Genomic DNA, 19,563 nt, shown 5'->3' with positions numbered 1-19,563 from the left:
AAAAAAAGAAAGCAGGTATATGATTATACCTGCCTACAAAGTTACAAAGTAGTATTAGCAATGTTTATACACTCATGCCTCAACTTGTCTTTTTCTGTTTGTTCTTCTTACATTAGAAGTTAAAAAGCTCTTTACATCAACAGGTATTTTTAATCTAGTAGCAAATAGTTCGACTATATTACTTTCTTTTAATTCAACATTGACAACATACTTTGGTTGCTTTTTCTCTCCACTAGCTAACCGCTTATTATTTTGGCTAATCTCTTCGTTTAAGCCTGTTATAACGATTTCGATTACCTTTTTGAAAAAGGTGTATAGAAACCAAAGTTCAAACTTACCTCTTAAATAAATTTTATGTTCTGGAATTTTAACTAGCTCTTTGCTAATCTTCAACAAATCACTCCTATCGCTTGGTGTCCCAACATTATTAGTAACCCTTTCAACATAATCTATAGTTGATTTCAAAGATTTTTTCCTAATAATGTGCAGATTCGAATTGATAGCAAAGATTTTAGACAAATCTATATTCGCCAAATTAGCTGGTTTAGTTGATTTCCTATTATCTACTAACCATGCGGAAATAGGAAGAACTAGTTTATTATAAATCTTCAGTTGTTCTTCGAATACATCTACTATACTCTGAATAAGTATTTCATCTCTTAAGTGGCATGTTTCTCTCAGAAATCTTTTTAAAATATCTGAACAAACTAAATAGTTTTCAAAAGAATAATACTTAGTCACAAAAATATTATCTGAAGTAGGATATGATTTTTGTATAATATCATCTAAGTCTTTATCAGTAAAGAACAATACTCGTCGGTTACTATATTTAGTCCAATTGATGTCATTATAGCACTTATATAAATTTTTTTTCCCATTACATATATAGTAAAAAGGTTCAGGACTTGATGAGAAAATACTATTTATATAATTTATATAAAAAAACTGATCATCTTGTCCTTCAAAAAGGAAATGATAAGTTTTTTCATCAAATTTATAGTTGAGCAAGAGCTTTAAATATACTGTTTCTGTTGCTTCACTATATTTGTTAAGCAAACTAAGAAAGCTCATACTTCCTATTTTTTTTGATTGAAAACTCTTCTAAAGAATGCGCATACTGTTTAAGTTCATTCTTAAATATAAAAGGAGAATGTGTTACAGCGATGATACCAGTACATTTTTGAGAAGAATTTATATCTGGTAGAAACCTTTCTTGCCAAGGTACTGAAAGCGAAAGCTCTGGCTCATCAATTATTATGAAATAATCTTGTTTAGAAAGGTAAATGTGGCTGAATAAAGATACAATTTGCTTTTCTCCAGAAGAAAGATCTTTGAAATCAATATTAAAGAACTTATTATCAGATAATTTGATACTATTAGGAACCCTTATGCTGACCTCGAAATTGTCGCTATCAAAATGAAATTTCTTACTCTTATTTTTTATGTAGTCATTACAGATATCAACAAATTTGTTAATATCTAACTCCGCATTTTTCTGCTCTTGGTAAATTTGAAACAACTTCCATACAAAATAAGCGTTGATTTTATCTTCAACATTTAGAGCTCCATTCTCCTTAACTTGCTCTACAAATGCTTTCAACTCCTTCTTGCCAGATGAACTTAAAAAGCTATCGTCTAGTCTTTTTAAAATATAATTTAGAGCGTCTTCATTGAAGTCTTGTATTCTTGTGGTGTCAAAGTCACGATAATTCCTTTTTAAAATGTCTTCCAAATATGAACCTGTTATCTTTTTACCTAAGTTATTATAAAAGAAATTCTTCAACTCATCACACCTTCGCGTTATCCTGTCTTTAACATCCTGCATACCGAACTCTACTAATTCAATATATTCAGGGGACTCTTGATTTAGAGACTTATATCTTCTCTTAGATTCATATCTTTCCATACTTTCGTCAAGGTCTGGAAAGATATTTTTTAGATCTTTTTCAATTCTTCTATATGTAGGTAGGTAAATAATTTGAATTCCTTTGAATACATTTTTAAGATACTCTTCTACTTCTTGTATACTTTCATCATTATCAAAATCAATCTCTAACTCATTAATGTGATGCAGGATGTTTTGAATACCTCTAGTAGAGATATTAAACATATCTGACAGTTTAGCATAGTACTCTTTTAATGAATAATCTTTTTGATTGATAAAGTCTAACCCTTCATTACTACTATAAAGGTGTTCAATCAATGGTCTATACCTAACTGGAAATCTCTGATATAATTTTGAGTCTCGGCGAACCAGTTGATTGTACTTGCTTTTGTTAAAAGATAACTCTCTTCCTTTTACAGTAGCAGTAATTTTTTCAAACTTATATTCATTAAGCTTAACCCATTGCCTAGTTAAAAAGTAGTACATCATATTAACTAGAGTAGTCTTACCAGAACCATTCTCTGCAACTAAAACCAAAGTATTGTTTTCGTATCTTATGTCATACGAAGCTTCACCGTGTAATTTATCCACTCTAAAACTTGATATTAGAGGCTCTTGATTCTTTGCTATCTCCATGTTGAAAAATATCTATACTGATAATTACAAATTTGATATAATATTTTAATTTATTAATATACTTTCTATCTTTTTTCATCATCTCCCCGCTGGCGCGAGCTTGTAGCTCGTGCCTTTTCTTTTCCACGCAGCTATACCTTCAGCACAAGTAACAGTACGAGCTACAAGCTCGCACTAGCAATTTTACTCGCACTAGCATACAAATACCTAAACCTGCAAACTGCTGTTTAAAGTATAAGCCTTACATGAGCAGGAAATATAAATTCCATAACAAGGAAGGGCTATACTTTGTGAGTTTTGCCGTGGTGTACTGGATAGACGTATTCACGCGTGAGGAGTACTTTGCCATACTTGCAGACAGCCTGGACTATTGCCGCAAAAATAAAGGGATGGAGATATATGCTTGGTGCATTATGCCCAGCCACGTACATCTCATATTCCGGGCCAGCGATAACAACCCGAGCACGTTGCTGAAGGAGCTGAAGACTTATACTTCAAAGCAACTGCAAAAAGCCATTGCCGAACACAATCAGGAGAGCCGGAAGGAATGGATGCTTTGGCTGATGGAACGAGCTGGCCTGAAGAACAGCAACGTAAAGCACCGGCAGTTTTGGCAGCAACACAACAAGCCTATCGAGCTTTGGAGCGCTGACGTGATAGATCAGAAAATCGATTACATCCACAACAACCCTGTAGAAGCTGGCTTTGTATTGGAGCCGGAGCATTGGAAGTATAGCAGCGCGATAGATTTTAGTGGCGGAAAGGGTTTGCTGGAAATTGATATTGCTTAATGGTGGAGATACGAGCTACAAGCTCGCACCAGCATGTGCTTGCACCAGCATGCGTTTAGTTGAGACTGATATTGCCTGAAAGTGAAGGTACGAGCTGCAAGCCCGCACCAGCATGCGTAAACTCAGCCACAGCGAAGGACAGCTTTACCTTCGCTGGCCCCCGCTGACCCTTCGCTGGCGCGAGCTTGCAGCTCGTGCCTTTATCCTTTCCACGCAGCAATATAATCGGCACAAGTAACAGTACAAGCCAGAAGCTCGCACTAGCACGGCCCTTCAAAGAGGGCCCCTCGGCACGCGTATTTCTCTATTTACTATAAGTTAGGGTTCCAACAATGCACTGGATTTTCCCATCATTATTTCATAGGTTCGTGGCCCCAGTTTTTGAGGGAGTAGCGCCACGGTGTGTTCTCAACATCCCCGGAAGGGCGCTGTGCTACATGCCGGTGCACATAGCCTACTACTTTGCGCATGTGTGCAAAATCGGAGTCAGTCAGGTTTGCTTTTTTGGTGTGAAGGATTTTGATGATTTTGCTACCTGATTCATGTCCCACAGATTCATCAGCATCATCTTCCTTGTACCCTACTTCTTTAGACTCATCCGTTTTCAGCCAGTCTTCCAGCTCTGAAGGAGTCATGTTCACGGCTTCTTTAAAATCCTGATAAATCTGTTCGCGCTCTTGCTTGTCGAAATCTACTTGTGCCATACTATTTTAGAGTTAATGGTTCACAGATTTATACTTACAAGCAGCGAAGTGGTTGAGGTTAAATAGACTTATACAAATTTATTACCCTACTACTTTTGGCACAGGTTATAGGGGCATGGCTACAGACTTCCAGGTATTACCTGCCTTTGGCGTCCAGATGAAGGTTTAGTTAAAGATTTATTGCAAAAGCTAGTCCTCGAAGCCTTCCCGCAGTCCCTTTTGGTGGGCGTAACATACGGGGCTGCTGTTTTCCTTCCGCGCTGCCTTTTCCTTTACCAGTTCTTCGTAGTTGCCTGGGGTAGCCAAGATTCTGCTCTTCGGGTAAAGTACCACGCCCCGCCGGACGATCTTGCTATTCGGTTCTATCAACTGCGCGTTTACCCCTTCCGCCCCATACACATGAATCGTGAAGAAATGGTAGTTCGTTTTCTTCGCATACCCTTCTGCCGTTATCCTGCCGGTTATCGTCCGCTCCCCGATAAAGTCTGATGTCTCCCCTTCAGTATAAGGCGTGTACACCGACTCCGTCCACTCTACTTTACAACCTACTGTCAGATTCATGATCCTGCTGTGTGCTTTGTTAGCGTTTACGTTTAATATTGCGCAACATAGGAAGTCTGTTCTCCATCTCTTAAAAGATCCTGCGCCTCGCTGCTGCAAGCCTATAGCGCGTGTTGCATTTCTTTTCTAAGAAGTTAAACCCCTGCTGCAGCCATTGTGTTCCTATCAAACCTATCCGTACTGCCATTCCTAAACATCGGTTAAAGGCACACGTATTTATATATTCCTGTTTAAACTAAAATCAAGCATATGGATAAAGATACTAATCCGGTTAACGTTGCCGCGCCGCGCTTTGTGGAACGGCTAGCTGAAAAATTAGGCATAGCGGCTGATAGCGCTACTATTTATGGCGAGCCAGTGGAACGGGAGGGTGTTACGGTTATACCTGTCTCGAAAGCTACGTACGGTTTTGGTGGTGGTGAGGGTATGGGCACCGAAGGAAAAGGAGCTGGCTCTGGCGGCGGTGGCGGCATGGTGTTAACGCCGGTAGGTTATATTGAAATGAAAGACGGAGCTACCCGGTTCCGTGCCATCCGTGACCCGCAAACGGTGGTGAAAATTGTTGCCATAGGCAGTCTGGCGTTACTAATGACCACTAAAAGCATTGTGAGTATCTTTAAGGACAGGAAAACTGCAAAGTAACTGAAGCAGTAGGCTTTCGTGGTGGTAAAGGTGTGCCGGAAATTGACATTGCCTGAAAGAGAAGGTACGAGCTGCAAGCTCGCACCAGCATGCGTAAATTCCCTTCGCTGGCGCGAGCTTGCAGCTCGTGCCTTTTCATTTCCACGCAGCTATACCTTCAGCTAAAGTAACAGTAAGTGCTACAAGCTCGTGCCTTTTTGCTACAAAGTTATACCTTACCCTTTACAACATAAAGCCCACGCCGGAGGTAAAGCTTAGGATACGGGTACTTTGGCCACCTGCAGCATAAAGCTGCTGCTTGCCCGCATAATAATCGGAGGAGAGCATCAGGCACCAGCGGTTTGTAAATTTCTTGCGATAACCTATACCGATTGAAGTGCCAAGCGTTCTGTTTTCATATGCAGACGCTGATACTTCCGTAGAGGACTTTTCACTGGTATAAAATGAGCCTACTCGAAGCTTGACATCTATAGCGGAGTCATCTGTTACATTCAACGTGTACATAGGCCCAACCATCAGCACGCCATAGCCCACCTCAACGCGTGCCGGTAAAGTGGATGTGTGACCTTGGTTATGAAACGTTGCTTCAGCATCAAAAGCATGTGCACCTCCCATCCATGTGCCAATAACTCCAAATCCTTTGCTTATCGTGTAGCCAACATTCAGCAGGTTCAATTGTAAACCAGTGCCAACTTTTGCATCATGGTTACCAAGTATGAAGCTTGGCCCTAGCCCTACCCCAATGGGCCTAGGAGTAACATAAAACGTCTCTTTACTGCCATAATGATATGGCCTCTCGGATATCTTTCTGAGTCCACACCACTACTAATCATCCCACTACTAATCAACAACTTCTATTTCTACTTTCCGATCTAAAGGGTTTTCTTTTTGGGAGGCAGCGGCGTCGCCCATATACTGCACCCGGATACGCGCTTTATCTATCCCTTGAACGGTTAGGAAATCAACCAGTGCTTCTACACGCTTGCGGCTGAGCGCCAGGTTATAGGCAGCATTTCCGGATTGGGAGGAATAGCCGGTGAGTTGCGCGGTTATGGCTGGCATTTCCTGCAATTTTTGCACGACCTGGTTTAAGTCGCGCAGGCTTTCTAAAGGCACTTTAAAGGTGTTAACCGGATAATAAACTGTTGTGGTATAGGCTTTGGGCACAGCCGCTGGGGCTACTGCTGCCGTTTTCGCTTGTTGCAAGAGAGCCAGCTCCCGCTCATACTGGTTCAGGCGGTACAGCACACTGTCGTTCAGGTCGGCTTGGCGTTGCAGGTATTGCACTAAACTGGTGTCTACCGCAGCTACCTGGTGCAGCGTATCGTCAGTAGGAAGCATTGTCTGCAGCGAGTCGATGTGCGCCTGAAGCCTTCTGTTCTCCGCATTCACGGCTGCAAGCTGTTGCTTTTCCTGATCGCTTTGTGCGGCTTCTCCGGCTGCATCCTGCACGTATACCACCCGTTCTTTCACGCGCGTTCGCTCTGTTGTTTTACTGGTTGCTTCTACCTCGGCCTTTGCTGGGGCTTTGCTCTCCGTTTTTAAAGGAGTTTCCTGCCCCTTTGTTGGTGTTACTTTTTCCGGTGAAATGGTGGTTGGCTGAGGCTGCTTCTGAGTTACAGTCGCCGCCTGCCGCTGAACCACTGTGTCCGGGCGGAGGGTGCTGCGCTCCGATGTAGCGGGTATGGGCTGCGCCTCTTGTTGCTTAACCTTATCCTCTGCTGTTTCAGATTTTTCAACTGTAGTTGCAGTAACCGTTGGCGTAGGATCAGGCGTGTTTGTTGTGTCCTGAATTTGGCGGGTTTGCGGAGGCACGCCTTGCACCACACGCTTGCGCTGCACCAAACTGCTGTCCGTTACGATGGTAGTATTTCGGGTTTGAAGCGTGTCGGCTGGCGCGAAAATTGTCCTTTGAGTCTGCTCCTCGGTTATAGTGCTAACAGATTGGTCCTGCTCCAACTGAGTCGTTTTTGACGGGAGCTTCAGCATCATTTCCAATACATTTTGCTGGGGTTGGGTTTGCTCCTCCCCTTGTCCTGAGGCTGCGGTGCTGGAATAATACTGCGGCGCTTTGAACGTCGATTTCCGGAAGCCGAAGCTATACCCTACCGTAACACCGGTGTGCAAATAAGCACTGTTGTAGTCGTTCTGCTCCAGCGCGAGCCCTTCCAGGTGCGGCTCGGTCAGGTATACCGCTTCCGTTTGCAAGCCCAGTTGCCACCGCTCGCCCAGCCTGAATTTCAGGCCGATACCCACCGGAATGGTAGACACATAACGCGACTCCGTTTTGGCAGCACCACCGGATGTCTCCAGAATGCTCAGGCTATACCCCCCGAAAACATACGGCGACATCCATGCCGAGCTGTTAAAGAGCCAGCCGTTATCGGTATAAAAATACCCTCGCAGGGCAGCCATGTGCACCTCCGTTTCAAATGCGTTCCGCTGCAGGTCGCGCCCGCGCACGTTGCCAAGCGCATAACCCACCGATAGCCCCAGGCTGTTGCCGATGCTTCGGGTCAGCTCGGCACGGTATAGCAGGTTATCGTGCACGGAATAGTAATCAGAAAAGCGGTTGGCGTCGTTGCTGTACGCAGCGATACCGGTATAGCCGCTGAGTTGCCACTTATAGAGGTCGTGCTGCCCGAGGGCTAGTTGCCAGCTGAGCAATAAGACACTTATCGTTAGAAGTCGTTTCATGGTTAGCGGTTTAGGTCCATCCAGAAATTAAGCTCCAGGCTCAGACCGACAAATGGGCAAATGTATACCCTGTCTACACTGAAATCGGAGATCCTATTCGATGCCTCATCGCTCTGCAGCACGGTGGCACCCGCATGGATGCGCACAAAGGGGAGCGCTCTGTAGCCCAAGGCCACATAGACCGGGCGCTTCACCAGCGGCCCGGTTGCTTCATCGTCCTCACCGAAATCCAGATTCTGAAGCATCACACCCGTGGAAATACTGGACCGAGACCAGAAAGCAGAGGAAAATGCAGCCCGCCCAAAAGGGATGGAAATGCCCACATAGGGTGCCGTATCCGAAGTGAAATTATCGACATTGCCCGAGTTGTACACCCCGCCATATCCCACGTTTATCGCGACCACATTCCGGGTTTTCTCAGTAGCATAGTCGGTTATCTTTTTACTGTCAGTGAGCACGAGCAGTTGCGCGTTTCCGTATTGCGCCACTTCCTGGTGCACCATCACTTTCAGGGCCTCCACCTGTTCCTGCGCATATTTAAGCCGGACGGTCTTCTTATCCTCACCTTCGCCGGCAACAATATTGCGCCTTGCTTTGCGCAGGCGCAGGTTGTTGATCTGCTCCAGTTTATCCAGTACAATATCGGAGAAACCATTGAAGGTATAATTGATATGGCTTCGGTATAGCCCGAGCCCCTGCGTCACGATGGCGTTCATGTCGCTGCGCATGTTTTTGGGGTGCTTCCGCAGTTCCACGCTGCCTCTGCTTACCACAAAAGACTGGTCGATATAGGCATCCAGGGCTGCGTTGAGCTGGCGCAGGAGTTGCCGCTGCTGCCGGGCCGGGGCCGCGCCATAAAAGTTGAGGAGAAAGGTATACTTCTCGTTTCCGCGAAGGGGATAATTCACGGGCAGGGTAAAGTTATTGTCTGTGCCGGAGGGACGCTTTTTCCAGACGTTGCGGTAGAGCGGGTCTTTGCTTGTGTCCTGGGTGCCGTAGATGGTAAGCTCTACCATGTCCACTGCGTTTCCGGCCTCCCCCGTCACGATGAAGTTGCTCTCGGCGGGCAGCGGCTGCCCCTCGTTAAAGTAGGTCCTGTCGTAGTTGAAAACCACCGTTTTATACTGGGCAAAAACAGAAGTACTGCTCAACAGGAAAATGAAAAGCGCGTAATATTTTTTCATGTAGTTGATATTAAAGGTTAAGGAAGCATGCACCTTGCGTGCTTTAAGGGAAGAGGTAAACGGAAGCAACTACTTGAAATTGAGGCTCTAGCAGCCTACAATCTGATGCATCGCTATATTAGTATACGTATACTATAGGTATACGCACAATCTGAATTAAAACACTATTATTCAGACACTTGCAGTTGATGCTTATTTAGATTCGGCATAAGTGATTGCCTGACTTAGATACTAAAACCACAAACCCCAGCGCAGGCAGCCGCTTGCGCCAGAGGAGTAGCAGGAACCATAGCTGGTTGCTAACAAGACAATCCGTTGATCATTCACTTAAGAACCTCCCGCGCTTGTGGTCGTAAATTCATATGAGGCCTGCAAGTGCTGTGGGCAAAAATCATTTACGTAATTTTTAGAAACTATGGGAAATAACAAAAATAAGACTGAGCCTACCAAAAGAAACTTGGCCAGCAACGCCACCGCTAACCCAAATCCAGAAGACTACTCGAACAAAGCGAATATTCAGGGCGCTGTAGACACTGGAAAAAACGGCACGAAGGCCACCGCTTCGCAACAGCATGGCCAGGGAGCCGAAAATAAGAACACCGATACCCGCACCGGCTCAGACAGCGGCCAAGACGGATAGGGCGGCGACAACCTTACCGGTAAGTAAGCATTCAAACTTATTCATAAAAAGTCCCCTGCAGTTGAAGCTGCAGGGGACTTTTTTGTGGGATATCTATAAAAATATAGCAATTGGCATGTAGGGTAATGGGAATGAAGTTAACGTTTTACCTCTTAACGAACGTGCACGTATGCATTGGCTTATTTTGAGGAAGTAATTGTTATATGGGGAACTAGTTCGAGGATAAAGCATCCCCTGAACTAGTTAATCCAGTAATGTGCACTTGAGATTTAATCCAATATTCTATCGAGGTCAAACCTTTAGTTTTTATGTCCAGAAACATATAGGCGATCAGCCCGAACATACAGCAAAGGGGGAATTTGCCCTGCATATCCCCTTATAGTGAATCCACAAAAAGAACTACTCATTCATGAAGTATTTCTATATTTGCAAAAATTTCACAGGGCATGCAGGCAAGTTTTTCAAGGCTTGTTTCGCAGAGCCACTAATTCGTAAAAACCATGAAAAAAATCATTCCGCTTAGCATTGCCTTTTTCCTGCTGTGCTTTCAACTGCTGGCTCAGGAAGTCCAGACACGCATCACCGTAAAAGTCCCTAAAGCAACAGATGAAGTCTACATCGTCGGAAACCAGCCTGTGTTTGGTAACTGGAACCCGGCAGGCGTAAAGATGCAGCATACCTCCGACTTGGAGCGCAGCATACAGGTAAAGGCAAGCTTCCCCGCCGAATTTAAGTTCACGAAAGGCAGCTGGGCCAGCGAAGGCTATACCGGCGACAAGCGCAACAACGCCAACCTTGTTCTCAGCGAACCGGACAGAGCAAGTGGCATATGAAGTGTTAGGCTGGTACGATGACAACAGTCGTACGTTCACAGCACCGTACATTAAAGCATTCAAAGGGCAGTACAGCTTCGAAATACCTGAAGTGCAGGAGTTGGCACACATCTTATTTGCCCTCACGCCAACCGGAAAGCAGGACACGAACATGGTGAACCATGAAGGCCCTTATTATCAGGAGGTAATGAGTAGCTTTGCGGCATTCGAAAAAGACACCCTGGTACAGCAGCTAGATGCGCTGCTGCAACAGGGCTTGTATGCGCAACTGAAAATGGATGCCAACGCCTTTTACTTTAAAGGCGACCAGATTGAGCAAGACAGCGTGTATGATAAGCTGAGTTGGAGCAATCTGAATCATCTCGAGCCTTTTATGCCTGATCTGGAGCTCTTCGCCAGACAAAGCAACTTCCGGTCGTTTTACAAAAAGCACCAACCGTATTATGCGCAGCAGATCCGGGAGATGGAGGCTGTAATCTCTATTCGGAAACAATGGCAGTGGCTTGAGCAAAACTTCAACAACCAGTACGACCATTACCGCATCACGTTCTCGCCGCTTGTTTACGGCATGCACTCCACCAACAGCTTCGTACAACCCGATTTCAGGCAGAAAGTTATGTTCATCTGCGGCCCCATTATTGACCCGCAGTTTGAGGGCGCCTTGCGAGAGGGGATCATGAACATGATCGTGTTCACGGAGATAGACCATAACTATGTTAACCCCGTGTCAGACAAATACTTTGCGGAGATCCGGGAGGCTTTGCCAGAACTGACGGCATGGGCCACACCGGAGGCGCTCAGCAGCTATGATAACGAGTATGCTGTGTTTAATGAGTACATGACCTGGGCTGTTTACGCGCTTTACGCCAAAAAGCATTTCAAGAAAAAAGACTTTGAGACAGTGAACACCTATATGGAAACGATGATGGCGGAGCGGCGCGGATTTCCGAAGTTCAGGGAGTTTAACCGCGAACTGCAAGCCCGATATAAGCAGCGAGGCAAGAAAGGCAAGCTGGAAGCGCTATACCCTGCCATGCTGACGTGGTGCAAGAACAACTAATCTTTATAGAAGCAATTTATAAAAACAGTCAGGATGGACTTAAACATCCTGACTGTTGTTTTTAAGGGAAATGACTAATGTAAGAGACAGTATTACCCACCACTTGGGAGGTCGAAAAAAACAAAGTTCTCACTGCAGATTAAAAAGCAATGCGGGCATGACACTTGGAACGTCCCCACCGGCATAAGCTTGCAGCCCGTGCTTTTTTCTCCATGCAGCATACCTATAGCATGCGTCACAGTACGCGCTGCAAGCTCACACTAACGGAAGAAGGCTGTTTGCGATAGATCACCCGTACCAATCTGACTTATTACCCAATCCGGCACCTCCATTTACATGTATCCCTTTACAGCACAAAACCCACCCCGCCGGTAAGGTTCAGGATATGGGTGCTTTGGTTTGCTCCAAGCGTATATTGCTTCCTGCCCGCATAATAGTCTGAGGACAGCATCACGCACCAGCGGTTCGCTATCTTTTTGCGGTAACCCACACCCAGCGACGCGCCGAGGCTTCTGTTCTCAAATGTGGCAGTATAAGATTCAGAAGATGTTTTCTCGGAGGTATACAATGATCCTACCCTAAGCTTGAAGTCCAGAAAGGAGTCATCTGTCAGATGCAAGGTATACATCGGGCCAAGCATGAGCGCTCCATAGCTCAACTCAACCTGAGCCGGTAGATGGTAGGTAGTTCCCTGGTCGTGCACAGTAACCTCCGAATCGAACATATGGGCACCTCCAACCCACGTCCCGGTTACGCCAAAGCCTTTCCCCCAGGCGTATCCCACATTCAGCAGATTCAGATGCAGGCCTTTTCCGGCTTTCAGGTTGCTGTTCCCCAGCAAAAAACTTGGCCCCAGTCCTACCCCGATATAGCCATTGTTTCGGTCGCTTTGGGCTTGTAACGGCACATGGAATGCGAGCAACAGCACCAGCGCCATCCCGATCATTTGATAAATCTTCTGCATTAGTTAAGCATCTACCTATGTAGCGCAAGTATATAGCTTTTCCCTTGATTTTGAGTTTGCACGATACGTATATTTTGCAGCCTGTGAGTTGCTGTACCAACCCCACGCATGTTTTCTGTCCTCGCTGGCGCGGACGTTTAGCGATAAGTTTGCATGATTTAAAAGCGCTTTCGTAAGAGATGCTTATCTTTAGTGCTGCTATCGCTTTAGCGATTTGAACATACCTATTTGATAACTCAATAAAAGTTAACGAGTATATTCGTTATCGGGAGTTATAAACGATTGGCCTATGAAGTACTGCAACGTACATTATTGGAATTATGTACCCGGAGTTGACGAGGAGGAAATTCTGGATGCTGCCTTAACGCTTACCAAAAAGGCAAGGCACGACAGTACCCTGACCGAGATAGCTACGTTTATTTACCACACTGTAAAGGCAAAATATGTTATCATAGGCAGTTTATCTGACCAGCATACGCATGTGCATACCATCGTCTTTATGGAGGAAGGCAAGCTGTTAGAAAACTTCACTTATTCGCTCCTTGGCACGCCCTGCCAGGAAGTATACACACAAAAATTCTGCTATTATCCGCTTGGCGTAGTAGACAGTTTCCCGGAAGATGAGGAATTAAAAACCCTGGACATTGAGAGTTATCTGGGCTCACTCCTTTTATCGGAGAACGAGGAGCAGGTCGGATTAACCGTACTCATGGATACGAAGCAGATCAGTAACCCCGCCTTTGCCGAACACCTGATCCTGGTGCTGGGTCCTGCCATTGAAGAGGAATTGAAATCCATGAAGTTATAGTCTCCCTAGCTTTCAATTGGTGGCATAGGCTTGCAGCACATGCTTTTTGTTGGCACGCAGCTATACCATCAGCAAGAACAGTGCAGGCCTTTAGTTCAGAGTAGCAGGCTATATTGGGTGGCTTTTGGCAGGGAAAAGGCATAACTAGCCTACCTATTTATCCTGGCAATCAGGAAAAGAGAGGATAAACGTTGCCCCTTCGTTCACTTTACTTTCCAGGTGCACTTTCCCGCCCAAACTTGTGATATGGTAATGTACCAGGTAAAGCCCGACGCCCTTGCTATCGGGGGTATGATGAAAATGCTGATGCAACCCAAACACCTTGTCCTGCACTTTCTCCATATCAAACCCCTGGCCATTGTCTGAGATGATCAGTCGGATGACCCCATCCCCTTTCTCAGAGGAAATAGTTATCACAGGCGTGCTGTCCGGTCGTGCGTATTTAATGGCGTTTGTGATCAGATTCAAAAATACGCTTTCCATATAGGCAGTGTTAAACATGACAGTTTGCACCTCGGAGAAGTCGATGTGGATGCTGGCTTTGGAGGTTGTGATAAAGGAGCGAAGGGAGTCCAGCACCTGATTCAGGCAACTGCTTAAATCCACCGCCACCACAGCTGCATGCAAGCCATCCTGCTCAGTTAACAGGTCTACGTAACTGTTGAGTGTCTGTTTGAGTTTGTCGCCTGTATGCTTGAGGTAGTCTATGAGCTGCACTGTTTTCTGGTCGGTTATTTTTGCAATATCTATCAGCTTAAACAGCGACAACAGATTGTTTACCGGCGACCTTAAGTCGTGCGAAGTGGTATAATTCACCTGCTTGAGCTCTTGGTTTAATTTTGCAAGGTTTCCGAGCAACAGGTTCCTTTCTTCCTCTAACCTTTTTTTGTGGGTCACATCTTTGGCGATGGCAAATACAAGGCGATCACTGTTCACCGGCAGAGAGGTCCAGGAGAGCCAAACAACCTCTCCACCCTTTGTTATATACCTGTTCTCAAAATAGTTTAGCGGCTTTGCTTTTGTGAGTTCCTCCCGTACCTGGGATGTGATGGATTGGTCATCGGGGTGCACGAAGCTATTGATTGGCCTGGCGTACAGTTCCGCCATAGAGTAGCCCAGCAATTTAGAAACGGCAGGATTAATTTTCTTGAAATACCCATCAAACCCTGCGATGCACAGCAGGTCAGGCGATAACTCAAAGAATCGGCCGTAATCAAATTCGTCGCTACTCATCTGGGTGAAATTAGTTTCAAAACAAAGCTACTTAATTTTGAGGTTTTTTAACGCTTCGTTATTATGAGGAACGTAAGCACCTTACTTCTCGCAACCCTCGCCATGCAAAGGACCGTGTCAGACTACGTTCCTACTTTAAACCATTCCCATATTCTCAACCGTGGCTTTGTTTTTCAGTGGAGCCCATGAGGCATAACAGCCCTCGAATTCAGTGGTATCGCGGGGCGCGGTGTCAGGCATACTGAAAGAGTAGCACGGCCCAGTAAAGGCTGGCTGAGAAGAGTATAAACTTATGCGTCAGCAAAAAGGAGGTTGAGAAGGTATAGCTAATAGGCCAGCAAGCGCCCGCAGGCAATCACGACCACCCACACGATAATAGAGCAGACCGCCATGGCTTTAGCCGCCAGCGGTGTATGGCCTTGCAGCCATTCAGAAGCGGAGGCCAACACGAACGTATGAAACAAACCGGCGTTTAATCCGCCAATTGCCACCATGATCAGCTTCACCTGAAAAACAGAATCGCTTGCCAGCGCCACAGCATTGGTGCTGAACAGCAGGATGCCCGAGGGAATGATCAGGTATAAGCCCCTCCTGGACCAGGGCAACAGGTGTTGGGCCAGATCAGGGACAAGCAGCTTTCTGGAAAAGCCCAGCAGGCGCAGATCAAAAAGAAATGCCGCACCAACCAACAGCACAATGCCTAGGATGTGCACGATCTCCAGGAAAGGGTATAGCCAGTCAGACTGCCGGATGGCAACGGCCAGCGCGGAGTTCTCCAGCCCTTGCAGCATTCCTGCCACTGCTAACGTAGCTCGATCTTTTTGTCGCCGACGTATATCCGCTCTGCCCGCATCTCATTCCGCTCCTCTTTATGGGGATACCCTACTACGCGCACCGAATCGCCAGGCTTGATCATGTCCTTCGTCAGACCACGGGAATTCATTCTGCTGGGTGGTGCCAGCACCACCGTCCAGGTTTTGGACTCGTGCTGCAGGGCTAGCATCCCATGGGGGTTCTCGTAGGTGATTTCCTCTACCAAGCCCGTATGGTCCAGCGTGGTGGACTGGTCGTAATTTGACCATCCGTGATGCAAAACGGGAGAAAACACGTACAGCGGAAATAACAATGCCAGGAGTACTTTCGGAAGTAACAACATAAGTATAAAGTGGTTAGTGATATATTATGTAAAAACGAGTGCTGCAGAAAAAGGTGTAGCCTCTCCTGCTGGTATGTCCGCCTCCCATTGGCGCGCGCGCAACTTGCGCCATTTTCCTATCTGCGCAGCTATATCATCCTCACTGATAACTGCACGCGCGCGCTGTAACTGTAACTACCGCCTGCCGTTTAGAGGAAGCAGATAGGCTGGCGCGCACGCGGTTTATTAAACTGCGCTGCTTTAAGGTTCCGGCAGGCAAAACGAAAGCACTGGTATATGCAAGACGACAACAGCGATTCTGCAGCTGATCTGATCACGGTCCTCAACTATTACTGGGAGAAGTTTCTGTTCCTGCTCCCTAACATGCTGCTCACCATACTCATTTTTATTGTGGCGGTGTGGCTGGCTGGCAAGATCAAGAACTGGCTGGAAGGCAGGCTGACCACCAAGGCGCACGACAAGATCACGGGCAAGTACATTGCCCTGGTTACCCGGTGGGTCATCATCTTCATCGGGCTGTTGCTGGGCCTGCAGGCCCTCGGCCTGAGCGGCGTGGCGGGTGGCTTGCTGGCAAGCGCGGGCTTGTCGGCGTTTGTGATTGGCTTTGCCTTTAAGGATATAGCCGAGAACTTCCTGGCCGGACTTATACTGGCCTTCAACCGCCCCTTCGAGATAAATGATACCATCGAGGTGGAAGACACCATCGGCAAAGTGCAGAACCTGCACCTGCGTTCCACGCACCTGCTCACCTTCGACAGCCGCGATGTATACATCCCGAATGCCAAGATTCTCAGCTCCAAAGTCACTAACCTGACCCAGAACGGACGCATCCGGATAGACTTTGTGGTGGGCATTGATTATAACGACGACGCTCAGGCTGCCATCGACCTGATTGAAAAAACGGCTTTGGGAGTGGACGGCGTGTTAAGAGAAGACCCGCCTTATGCCACCGTCGACCTCCTGGATGTAAGCACGCTCAATATCAAGGTGTTTTTCTGGGCCGAAACCACAGATTACAAGAAAGGCGTTGTGCTGCTAAAGGGTCGCATCATGCAAGCTGTTTCCAAAGCCCTGCTGGACAACGGCTTCGGACTCCCGGCCAACATACAGGAACTCAAGCTATACGACTACCAAAAGGACCTCCCCATCCGGATGGTAGAAAAGGCGGCACACGAATAAGTCAGCTACATGCTGAGTTGAAACACATGGAATCGCCTGAGCCATTGATCCCATCTCAACAGAGCTTAGGTAAGCGTGCTGTACCTTAAAAGGTAAAATAACGCCTCTTACTTTAGATGCCATACAGATGGGTTACTTTATGCGATAAGTGTGGCTGTACTCCCATTTTAACCTGAAAAATAACAGCGGCAATGCCGTTGACTTTAAGCCTAAAGCTATGTTTCCTATCAATTCACGTCATCCTTCGAACCACTAAAACCCGCCCATCAATTATTTTAAACCGGTGAGGGAAGCAGCCCGTGTCTCGTTTTTATAAGGCAACCCTTCTTGTGGCCTGAAGCCAATAGCACAATCTGCTGGGTGCCCCGGCATGGCAGTAGCCTGAGTTTAATGCTAAAAGGCCAGGCTGGGCACGAAGCTTCGGCGTATGACAAGCCGGAAACAATTATTCACATGACTGACAGCTTGTTTCGCTTTTTTATCCATGAAGTGGTAAACCCTGCATTTTGGGAACCGTATTAGGGTAGCAATATAACTTATACCCCATTTTAAACTCTTTAGAATTTAATATTCATAAAGACCTTGTTAACCCTTTACAAAAACAGAAACCCGATGAAAAAGCTACTATTTATACCCCTTTGCCTCTCCCTGTTCCTCACTTCCTGCAATGACAGCGATGAAGATACAGTAGTACCGGTTGTTTCGGAAGTGGATGCCGATATGCGTGGTGAATGGACCAACACCGCTGTACAGCGCGTGTATTACTCCATTAACGACACCGTGATGTTTGCCGACACTTCAGAGCGACAGGCGAAATTCCGTTTTGATGGCCGCAAGTTGGCTATTTCTTTACCGGGCAGTTCTAAAGAAGATGTGTGGGAATACAGCTTTCCTGACAAGGATAACACCAACTATATCCAGTTGAAGCAGGGCAACAACACAACCGACTACGTGGTTACCTCCGTTTCTGACACGATGATGGTATGGGTAGATGAACTGCAGTGGGCAGGCTTCCCGGAAGAGGCGGCAGACCAGGACAAAACAACCTCTAAATTAGGTGTATATACCTGGATCTTTAAGCGTAACAAATAAGCGCTACAGGCTAGTTTAAACAAGAAAGGCGCGGGGCTAATCCCCGCGCCTTTCTTGTTTAAACTAGCCTGTACCTATGTGGGTAGCGAGCTAATAGCTTGACTAGAAAGCATAAGCCTTGTGATGCCTGTGCAATTACGGAAGATCGAGTGCGCTCCTATGCATACCCCTTCCCTAGATGTAAGCATTTGAGAAGGAGAAGCTTTTATAAGGCTCACCTTTTGTAGCGTAAAATAAAGCAGAAAATTAAGGCTTTACCTTTTGCCTGGCCAGGCGTGGACGCCAGCGAGGGCGCCATTTAAACTGCAGGGTACTAACCGGTATTTCGTCGCCGAGGAGCTTACCCCATGGCTTGAGTCCTTCTACCCTGTCAAACACGATCTTGAGGACCGCGACAAACGGAATGGACAAGAACATACCCGATAAGCCCCAAAGCGCTCCTCCCAGGAGCACCGCTAAAATGGAAATCAAGGCATTGATCTGCACCTGCGAAGACACCACACGTGGCACGATGATATTATTGTCTATGAACTGAATGATGGAATAGGCCACCAGGATAGCAATTTGGGTGGTATACCCCTCTAGGGTTACGGTAGCCATCAGGATAGGCAACAGAATAGCCACTATACCCCCGATGTACGGGATCAAATTCAAGATAGCCCCAATCACGCCGATCAGGATGGCATACGGCACCCCCAGGTAAAACAAGGCAGCAGAGTTCATGACGGCTATGATGATGGTTTCTATCAATAACCCCACGATATAGCTCTGGATCGCCACCTTGGTTTGCTGCAGCACCTCGGCCACGTGCTTAGAACTTTTCCGGGAGAACACCTCATACAAAAAGGTCAGGATCAGCTCTTTGTAAAAGATCAGCAGGAAGATATAAACCGGTATCAAAAACAAGATGCTGAACACGCCCAGCGCACCAACCAACGTACTCCCGATCAGCGATTTATTATTGCTTACCATTTCGTTAAGGTACTTTACCTGCTTGTTCATGGCGATGCCAAACGTGGATTCTACCCACAACTCCATCTCGTGCAGGATTTCCTTCGACTTAAGCTTCAGGGTTGGCAGCATCTCCCCGAATTGCAGGATTTGAGAGGATAAGAAATAGAAAAAGGCAGCCAACCCAATCATCGTGAGGGTCAAGGTCAGGATAATCGACACGATTTTAGGCAGACCCCAACCCACAAAACGGTTATGCAAAGGGACTAATAGAATAGCAAAAAGCGTTGCGAAAGCCAGCGGAATAAGCAGGTCGGCCAAAAGAAAAAGAATGTAAAAAAATAGTACGATTCCTATCAAGATCGTAGTGGCCTTCCTATAAAACGGCTCCGGGGAAATGTTCTGGCTCTCCATAAATTCACAGTGTTATACTGCTACTACGAGTTTGTAACAACTTCGTACAAATTCGTAACCTATAGTTTTACAACCTCCACTTTATTGCACTTAAACCATATTTAGCAGTATTTCACATTAATACTGTAAGCTT

At 46.2% G+C, this 19,563-nt stretch carries 20 protein-coding genes; 8 read left to right on the top strand and 12 right to left on the bottom strand.

Annotation, left to right across the window (positions count from 1 at the left end; all coding sequences use genetic code 11):
- Positions 1-72: 72 nt before the first annotated feature.
- Together ACXYMU_RS10850 and ACXYMU_RS10845 are read right to left on the bottom strand one after the other, a co-directional pair.
- Positions 73-1,071 carry a DUF4435 domain-containing protein gene (locus tag ACXYMU_RS10850; RefSeq protein WP_458986412.1) on the bottom strand — a complete coding sequence of 333 codons (999 nt, stop codon included), beginning with the start codon at positions 1,069-1,071 and terminating at the stop codon, positions 73-75.
- Positions 1,058-2,521 (bottom strand): AAA family ATPase, encoded by a 1,464-nt coding sequence (locus ACXYMU_RS10845; RefSeq protein WP_458986411.1) that lies wholly within the window; start codon positions 2,519-2,521, stop codon positions 1,058-1,060. The genes ACXYMU_RS10850 and ACXYMU_RS10845 overlap by 14 nt, the downstream gene beginning before the upstream one ends.
- 245 nt (positions 2,522-2,766) lie before the next feature.
- On the opposite strand from ACXYMU_RS10845, the gene ACXYMU_RS10840 reads away from it, so the two are divergent.
- Entirely contained in the window at positions 2,767-3,312 is a 546-nt protein-coding gene (locus ACXYMU_RS10840) for an REP-associated tyrosine transposase (protein WP_458986410.1), read from the top strand.
- A 353-nt stretch (positions 3,313-3,665) separates the two neighbouring features.
- On the opposite strand, the gene ACXYMU_RS10835 is transcribed toward ACXYMU_RS10840, so the two are convergent.
- On the bottom strand, positions 3,666-4,016 hold the full coding sequence (locus tag ACXYMU_RS10835) for a DUF3140 domain-containing protein (protein ID WP_458986409.1): 351 nt from the start codon (positions 4,014-4,016) through the stop codon (positions 3,666-3,668).
- Positions 4,017-4,205: 189 nt separating this feature from the next.
- Positions 4,206-4,577, bottom strand: a complete 372-nt coding sequence (locus tag ACXYMU_RS10830) for a hypothetical protein (protein ID WP_458986408.1) — start codon at positions 4,575-4,577, stop codon at positions 4,206-4,208.
- A gap of 249 nt (positions 4,578-4,826) precedes the next feature.
- Here ACXYMU_RS10830 and ACXYMU_RS10825 point away from each other — a divergent pair, with 249 nt between their 5' ends.
- Positions 4,827-5,219 (top strand): spore germination protein GerW family protein, encoded by a 393-nt coding sequence (locus ACXYMU_RS10825; protein ID WP_458986407.1) that lies wholly within the window; start codon positions 4,827-4,829, stop codon positions 5,217-5,219.
- Between the two features lie 222 nt (positions 5,220-5,441).
- Here the strand turns inward: ACXYMU_RS10825 and ACXYMU_RS10820 are convergent, their stop codons facing one another.
- The 3 genes from ACXYMU_RS10820 to ACXYMU_RS10810 all read right to left on the bottom strand — a co-directional run bounded on the left by ACXYMU_RS10820 (position 5,442) and on the right by ACXYMU_RS10810 (position 9,100).
- On the bottom strand, positions 5,442-5,894 hold the full coding sequence (locus ACXYMU_RS10820) for a hypothetical protein (RefSeq protein WP_458986406.1): 453 nt from the start codon (positions 5,892-5,894) through the stop codon (positions 5,442-5,444).
- Between the two features lie 165 nt (positions 5,895-6,059).
- Positions 6,060-7,916: an OmpA family protein gene (locus ACXYMU_RS10815; protein ID WP_458986405.1), complete on the bottom strand. Its 1,857-nt coding sequence runs from the start codon at positions 7,914-7,916 to the stop codon at positions 6,060-6,062.
- A gap of 2 nt (positions 7,917-7,918) precedes the next feature.
- On the bottom strand, positions 7,919-9,100 hold the full coding sequence (locus ACXYMU_RS10810; protein ID WP_458986404.1) for a hypothetical protein: 1,182 nt from the start codon (positions 9,098-9,100) through the stop codon (positions 7,919-7,921).
- A 415-nt stretch (positions 9,101-9,515) separates the two neighbouring features.
- On the opposite strand from ACXYMU_RS10810, the gene ACXYMU_RS10805 reads away from it, so the two are divergent.
- The 3 genes from ACXYMU_RS10805 (at position 9,516) to ACXYMU_RS10795 (ending at position 11,633) form a co-directional block, all read left to right on the top strand.
- A complete protein-coding gene (locus ACXYMU_RS10805) occupies positions 9,516-9,740 on the top strand; it encodes a hypothetical protein (protein ID WP_458986403.1) in 225 nt (74 codons plus the stop codon).
- A 500-nt stretch (positions 9,741-10,240) separates the two neighbouring features.
- Positions 10,241-10,573, top strand: a complete 333-nt coding sequence (locus ACXYMU_RS10800) for a CBM20 domain-containing protein (protein ID WP_458986402.1) — start codon at positions 10,241-10,243, stop codon at positions 10,571-10,573.
- Entirely contained in the window at positions 10,563-11,633 is a 1,071-nt protein-coding gene (locus ACXYMU_RS10795; protein WP_458986401.1) for a DUF4932 domain-containing protein, read from the top strand. The genes ACXYMU_RS10800 and ACXYMU_RS10795 overlap by 11 nt, the downstream gene beginning before the upstream one ends.
- A gap of 346 nt (positions 11,634-11,979) precedes the next feature.
- Here the strand turns inward: ACXYMU_RS10795 and ACXYMU_RS10790 are convergent, their stop codons facing one another.
- The gene (locus tag ACXYMU_RS10790) at positions 11,980-12,597 is read right to left on the bottom strand and encodes an outer membrane beta-barrel protein (protein WP_458986400.1); all 618 of its coding nucleotides are present in this window, start codon (positions 12,595-12,597) and stop codon (positions 11,980-11,982) included.
- Positions 12,598-12,886: 289 nt separating this feature from the next.
- Between ACXYMU_RS10790 and ACXYMU_RS10785 the strand changes: the two genes are divergently transcribed.
- Entirely contained in the window at positions 12,887-13,405 is a 519-nt protein-coding gene (locus tag ACXYMU_RS10785; RefSeq protein ID WP_458986399.1) for a hypothetical protein, read from the top strand.
- Between the two features lie 153 nt (positions 13,406-13,558).
- Here ACXYMU_RS10785 and ACXYMU_RS10780 read toward each other — a convergent pair whose 3' ends face one another.
- The 3 genes from ACXYMU_RS10780 to ACXYMU_RS10770 form a co-directional block, all read right to left on the bottom strand.
- Positions 13,559-14,638: a PAS domain-containing sensor histidine kinase gene (locus tag ACXYMU_RS10780; protein WP_458986398.1), complete on the bottom strand. Its 1,080-nt coding sequence runs from the start codon at positions 14,636-14,638 to the stop codon at positions 13,559-13,561.
- Positions 14,639-14,964: 326 nt separating this feature from the next.
- On the bottom strand, positions 14,965-15,429 hold the full coding sequence (locus tag ACXYMU_RS10775) for a DUF6644 family protein (RefSeq protein WP_458986397.1): 465 nt from the start codon (positions 15,427-15,429) through the stop codon (positions 14,965-14,967).
- An 11-nt stretch (positions 15,430-15,440) separates the two neighbouring features.
- Positions 15,441-15,794: a DUF6152 family protein gene (locus ACXYMU_RS10770; RefSeq protein ID WP_458986396.1), complete on the bottom strand. Its 354-nt coding sequence runs from the start codon at positions 15,792-15,794 to the stop codon at positions 15,441-15,443.
- A 276-nt stretch (positions 15,795-16,070) separates the two neighbouring features.
- Here ACXYMU_RS10770 and ACXYMU_RS10765 point away from each other — a divergent pair, with 276 nt between their 5' ends.
- On the top strand, positions 16,071-16,973 hold the full coding sequence (locus ACXYMU_RS10765; RefSeq protein ID WP_458986395.1) for a mechanosensitive ion channel family protein: 903 nt from the start codon (positions 16,071-16,073) through the stop codon (positions 16,971-16,973).
- A gap of 612 nt (positions 16,974-17,585) precedes the next feature.
- Positions 17,586-18,065 (top strand): hypothetical protein, encoded by a 480-nt coding sequence (locus ACXYMU_RS10760; RefSeq protein WP_458986394.1) that lies wholly within the window; start codon positions 17,586-17,588, stop codon positions 18,063-18,065.
- A gap of 246 nt (positions 18,066-18,311) precedes the next feature.
- Here ACXYMU_RS10760 and ACXYMU_RS10755 read toward each other — a convergent pair whose 3' ends face one another.
- A complete protein-coding gene (locus ACXYMU_RS10755; protein WP_458986393.1) occupies positions 18,312-19,337 on the bottom strand; it encodes an AI-2E family transporter in 1,026 nt (341 codons plus the stop codon).
- Between the last annotated feature and the right edge of the window lie 226 nt (positions 19,338-19,563).

It is taken from the genome of Pontibacter sp. CAU 1760 (assembly GCF_054482735.1).
This window is presented reverse-complemented; position numbering and strand designations above follow the sequence as displayed.

Excerpts from the sequence above, each read along its gene's own strand:
- ACXYMU_RS10840 (WP_458986410.1), top strand. The coding sequence starts at position 2,767 with ATGAGCAGGAAATATAAATTCCATAACAAGGAAGGGCTATACTTTGTG.
- ACXYMU_RS10815 (WP_458986405.1), bottom strand. The coding sequence starts at position 7,916 with ATGAAACGACTTCTAACGATAAGTGTCTTATTGCTCAGCTGGCAACTA.
- ACXYMU_RS10845 (WP_458986411.1), bottom strand. The coding sequence starts at position 2,521 with ATGGAGATAGCAAAGAATCAAGAGCCTCTAATATCAAGTTTTAGAGTG.
- ACXYMU_RS10800 (WP_458986402.1), top strand. The coding sequence starts at position 10,241 with ATGAAAAAAATCATTCCGCTTAGCATTGCCTTTTTCCTGCTGTGCTTT.
- ACXYMU_RS10805 (WP_458986403.1), top strand. The coding sequence starts at position 9,516 with ATGGGAAATAACAAAAATAAGACTGAGCCTACCAAAAGAAACTTGGCC.
- ACXYMU_RS10825 (WP_458986407.1), top strand. The coding sequence starts at position 4,827 with ATGGATAAAGATACTAATCCGGTTAACGTTGCCGCGCCGCGCTTTGTG.
- ACXYMU_RS10765 (WP_458986395.1), top strand. The coding sequence starts at position 16,071 with ATGCAAGACGACAACAGCGATTCTGCAGCTGATCTGATCACGGTCCTC.
- ACXYMU_RS10780 (WP_458986398.1), bottom strand. The coding sequence starts at position 14,638 with ATGAGTAGCGACGAATTTGATTACGGCCGATTCTTTGAGTTATCGCCT.
- ACXYMU_RS10850 (WP_458986412.1), bottom strand. The coding sequence starts at position 1,071 with ATGAGCTTTCTTAGTTTGCTTAACAAATATAGTGAAGCAACAGAAACA.
- ACXYMU_RS10810 (WP_458986404.1), bottom strand. The coding sequence starts at position 9,100 with ATGAAAAAATATTACGCGCTTTTCATTTTCCTGTTGAGCAGTACTTCT.
- ACXYMU_RS10775 (WP_458986397.1), bottom strand. The coding sequence starts at position 15,429 with ATGCTGCAAGGGCTGGAGAACTCCGCGCTGGCCGTTGCCATCCGGCAG.
- ACXYMU_RS10835 (WP_458986409.1), bottom strand. The coding sequence starts at position 4,016 with ATGGCACAAGTAGATTTCGACAAGCAAGAGCGCGAACAGATTTATCAG.
- ACXYMU_RS10785 (WP_458986399.1), top strand. The coding sequence starts at position 12,887 with ATGAAGTACTGCAACGTACATTATTGGAATTATGTACCCGGAGTTGAC.
- ACXYMU_RS10770 (WP_458986396.1), bottom strand. The coding sequence starts at position 15,794 with ATGTTGTTACTTCCGAAAGTACTCCTGGCATTGTTATTTCCGCTGTAC.
- ACXYMU_RS10830 (WP_458986408.1), bottom strand. The coding sequence starts at position 4,577 with ATGAATCTGACAGTAGGTTGTAAAGTAGAGTGGACGGAGTCGGTGTAC.
- ACXYMU_RS10760 (WP_458986394.1), top strand. The coding sequence starts at position 17,586 with ATGAAAAAGCTACTATTTATACCCCTTTGCCTCTCCCTGTTCCTCACT.
- ACXYMU_RS10790 (WP_458986400.1), bottom strand. The coding sequence starts at position 12,597 with ATGCAGAAGATTTATCAAATGATCGGGATGGCGCTGGTGCTGTTGCTC.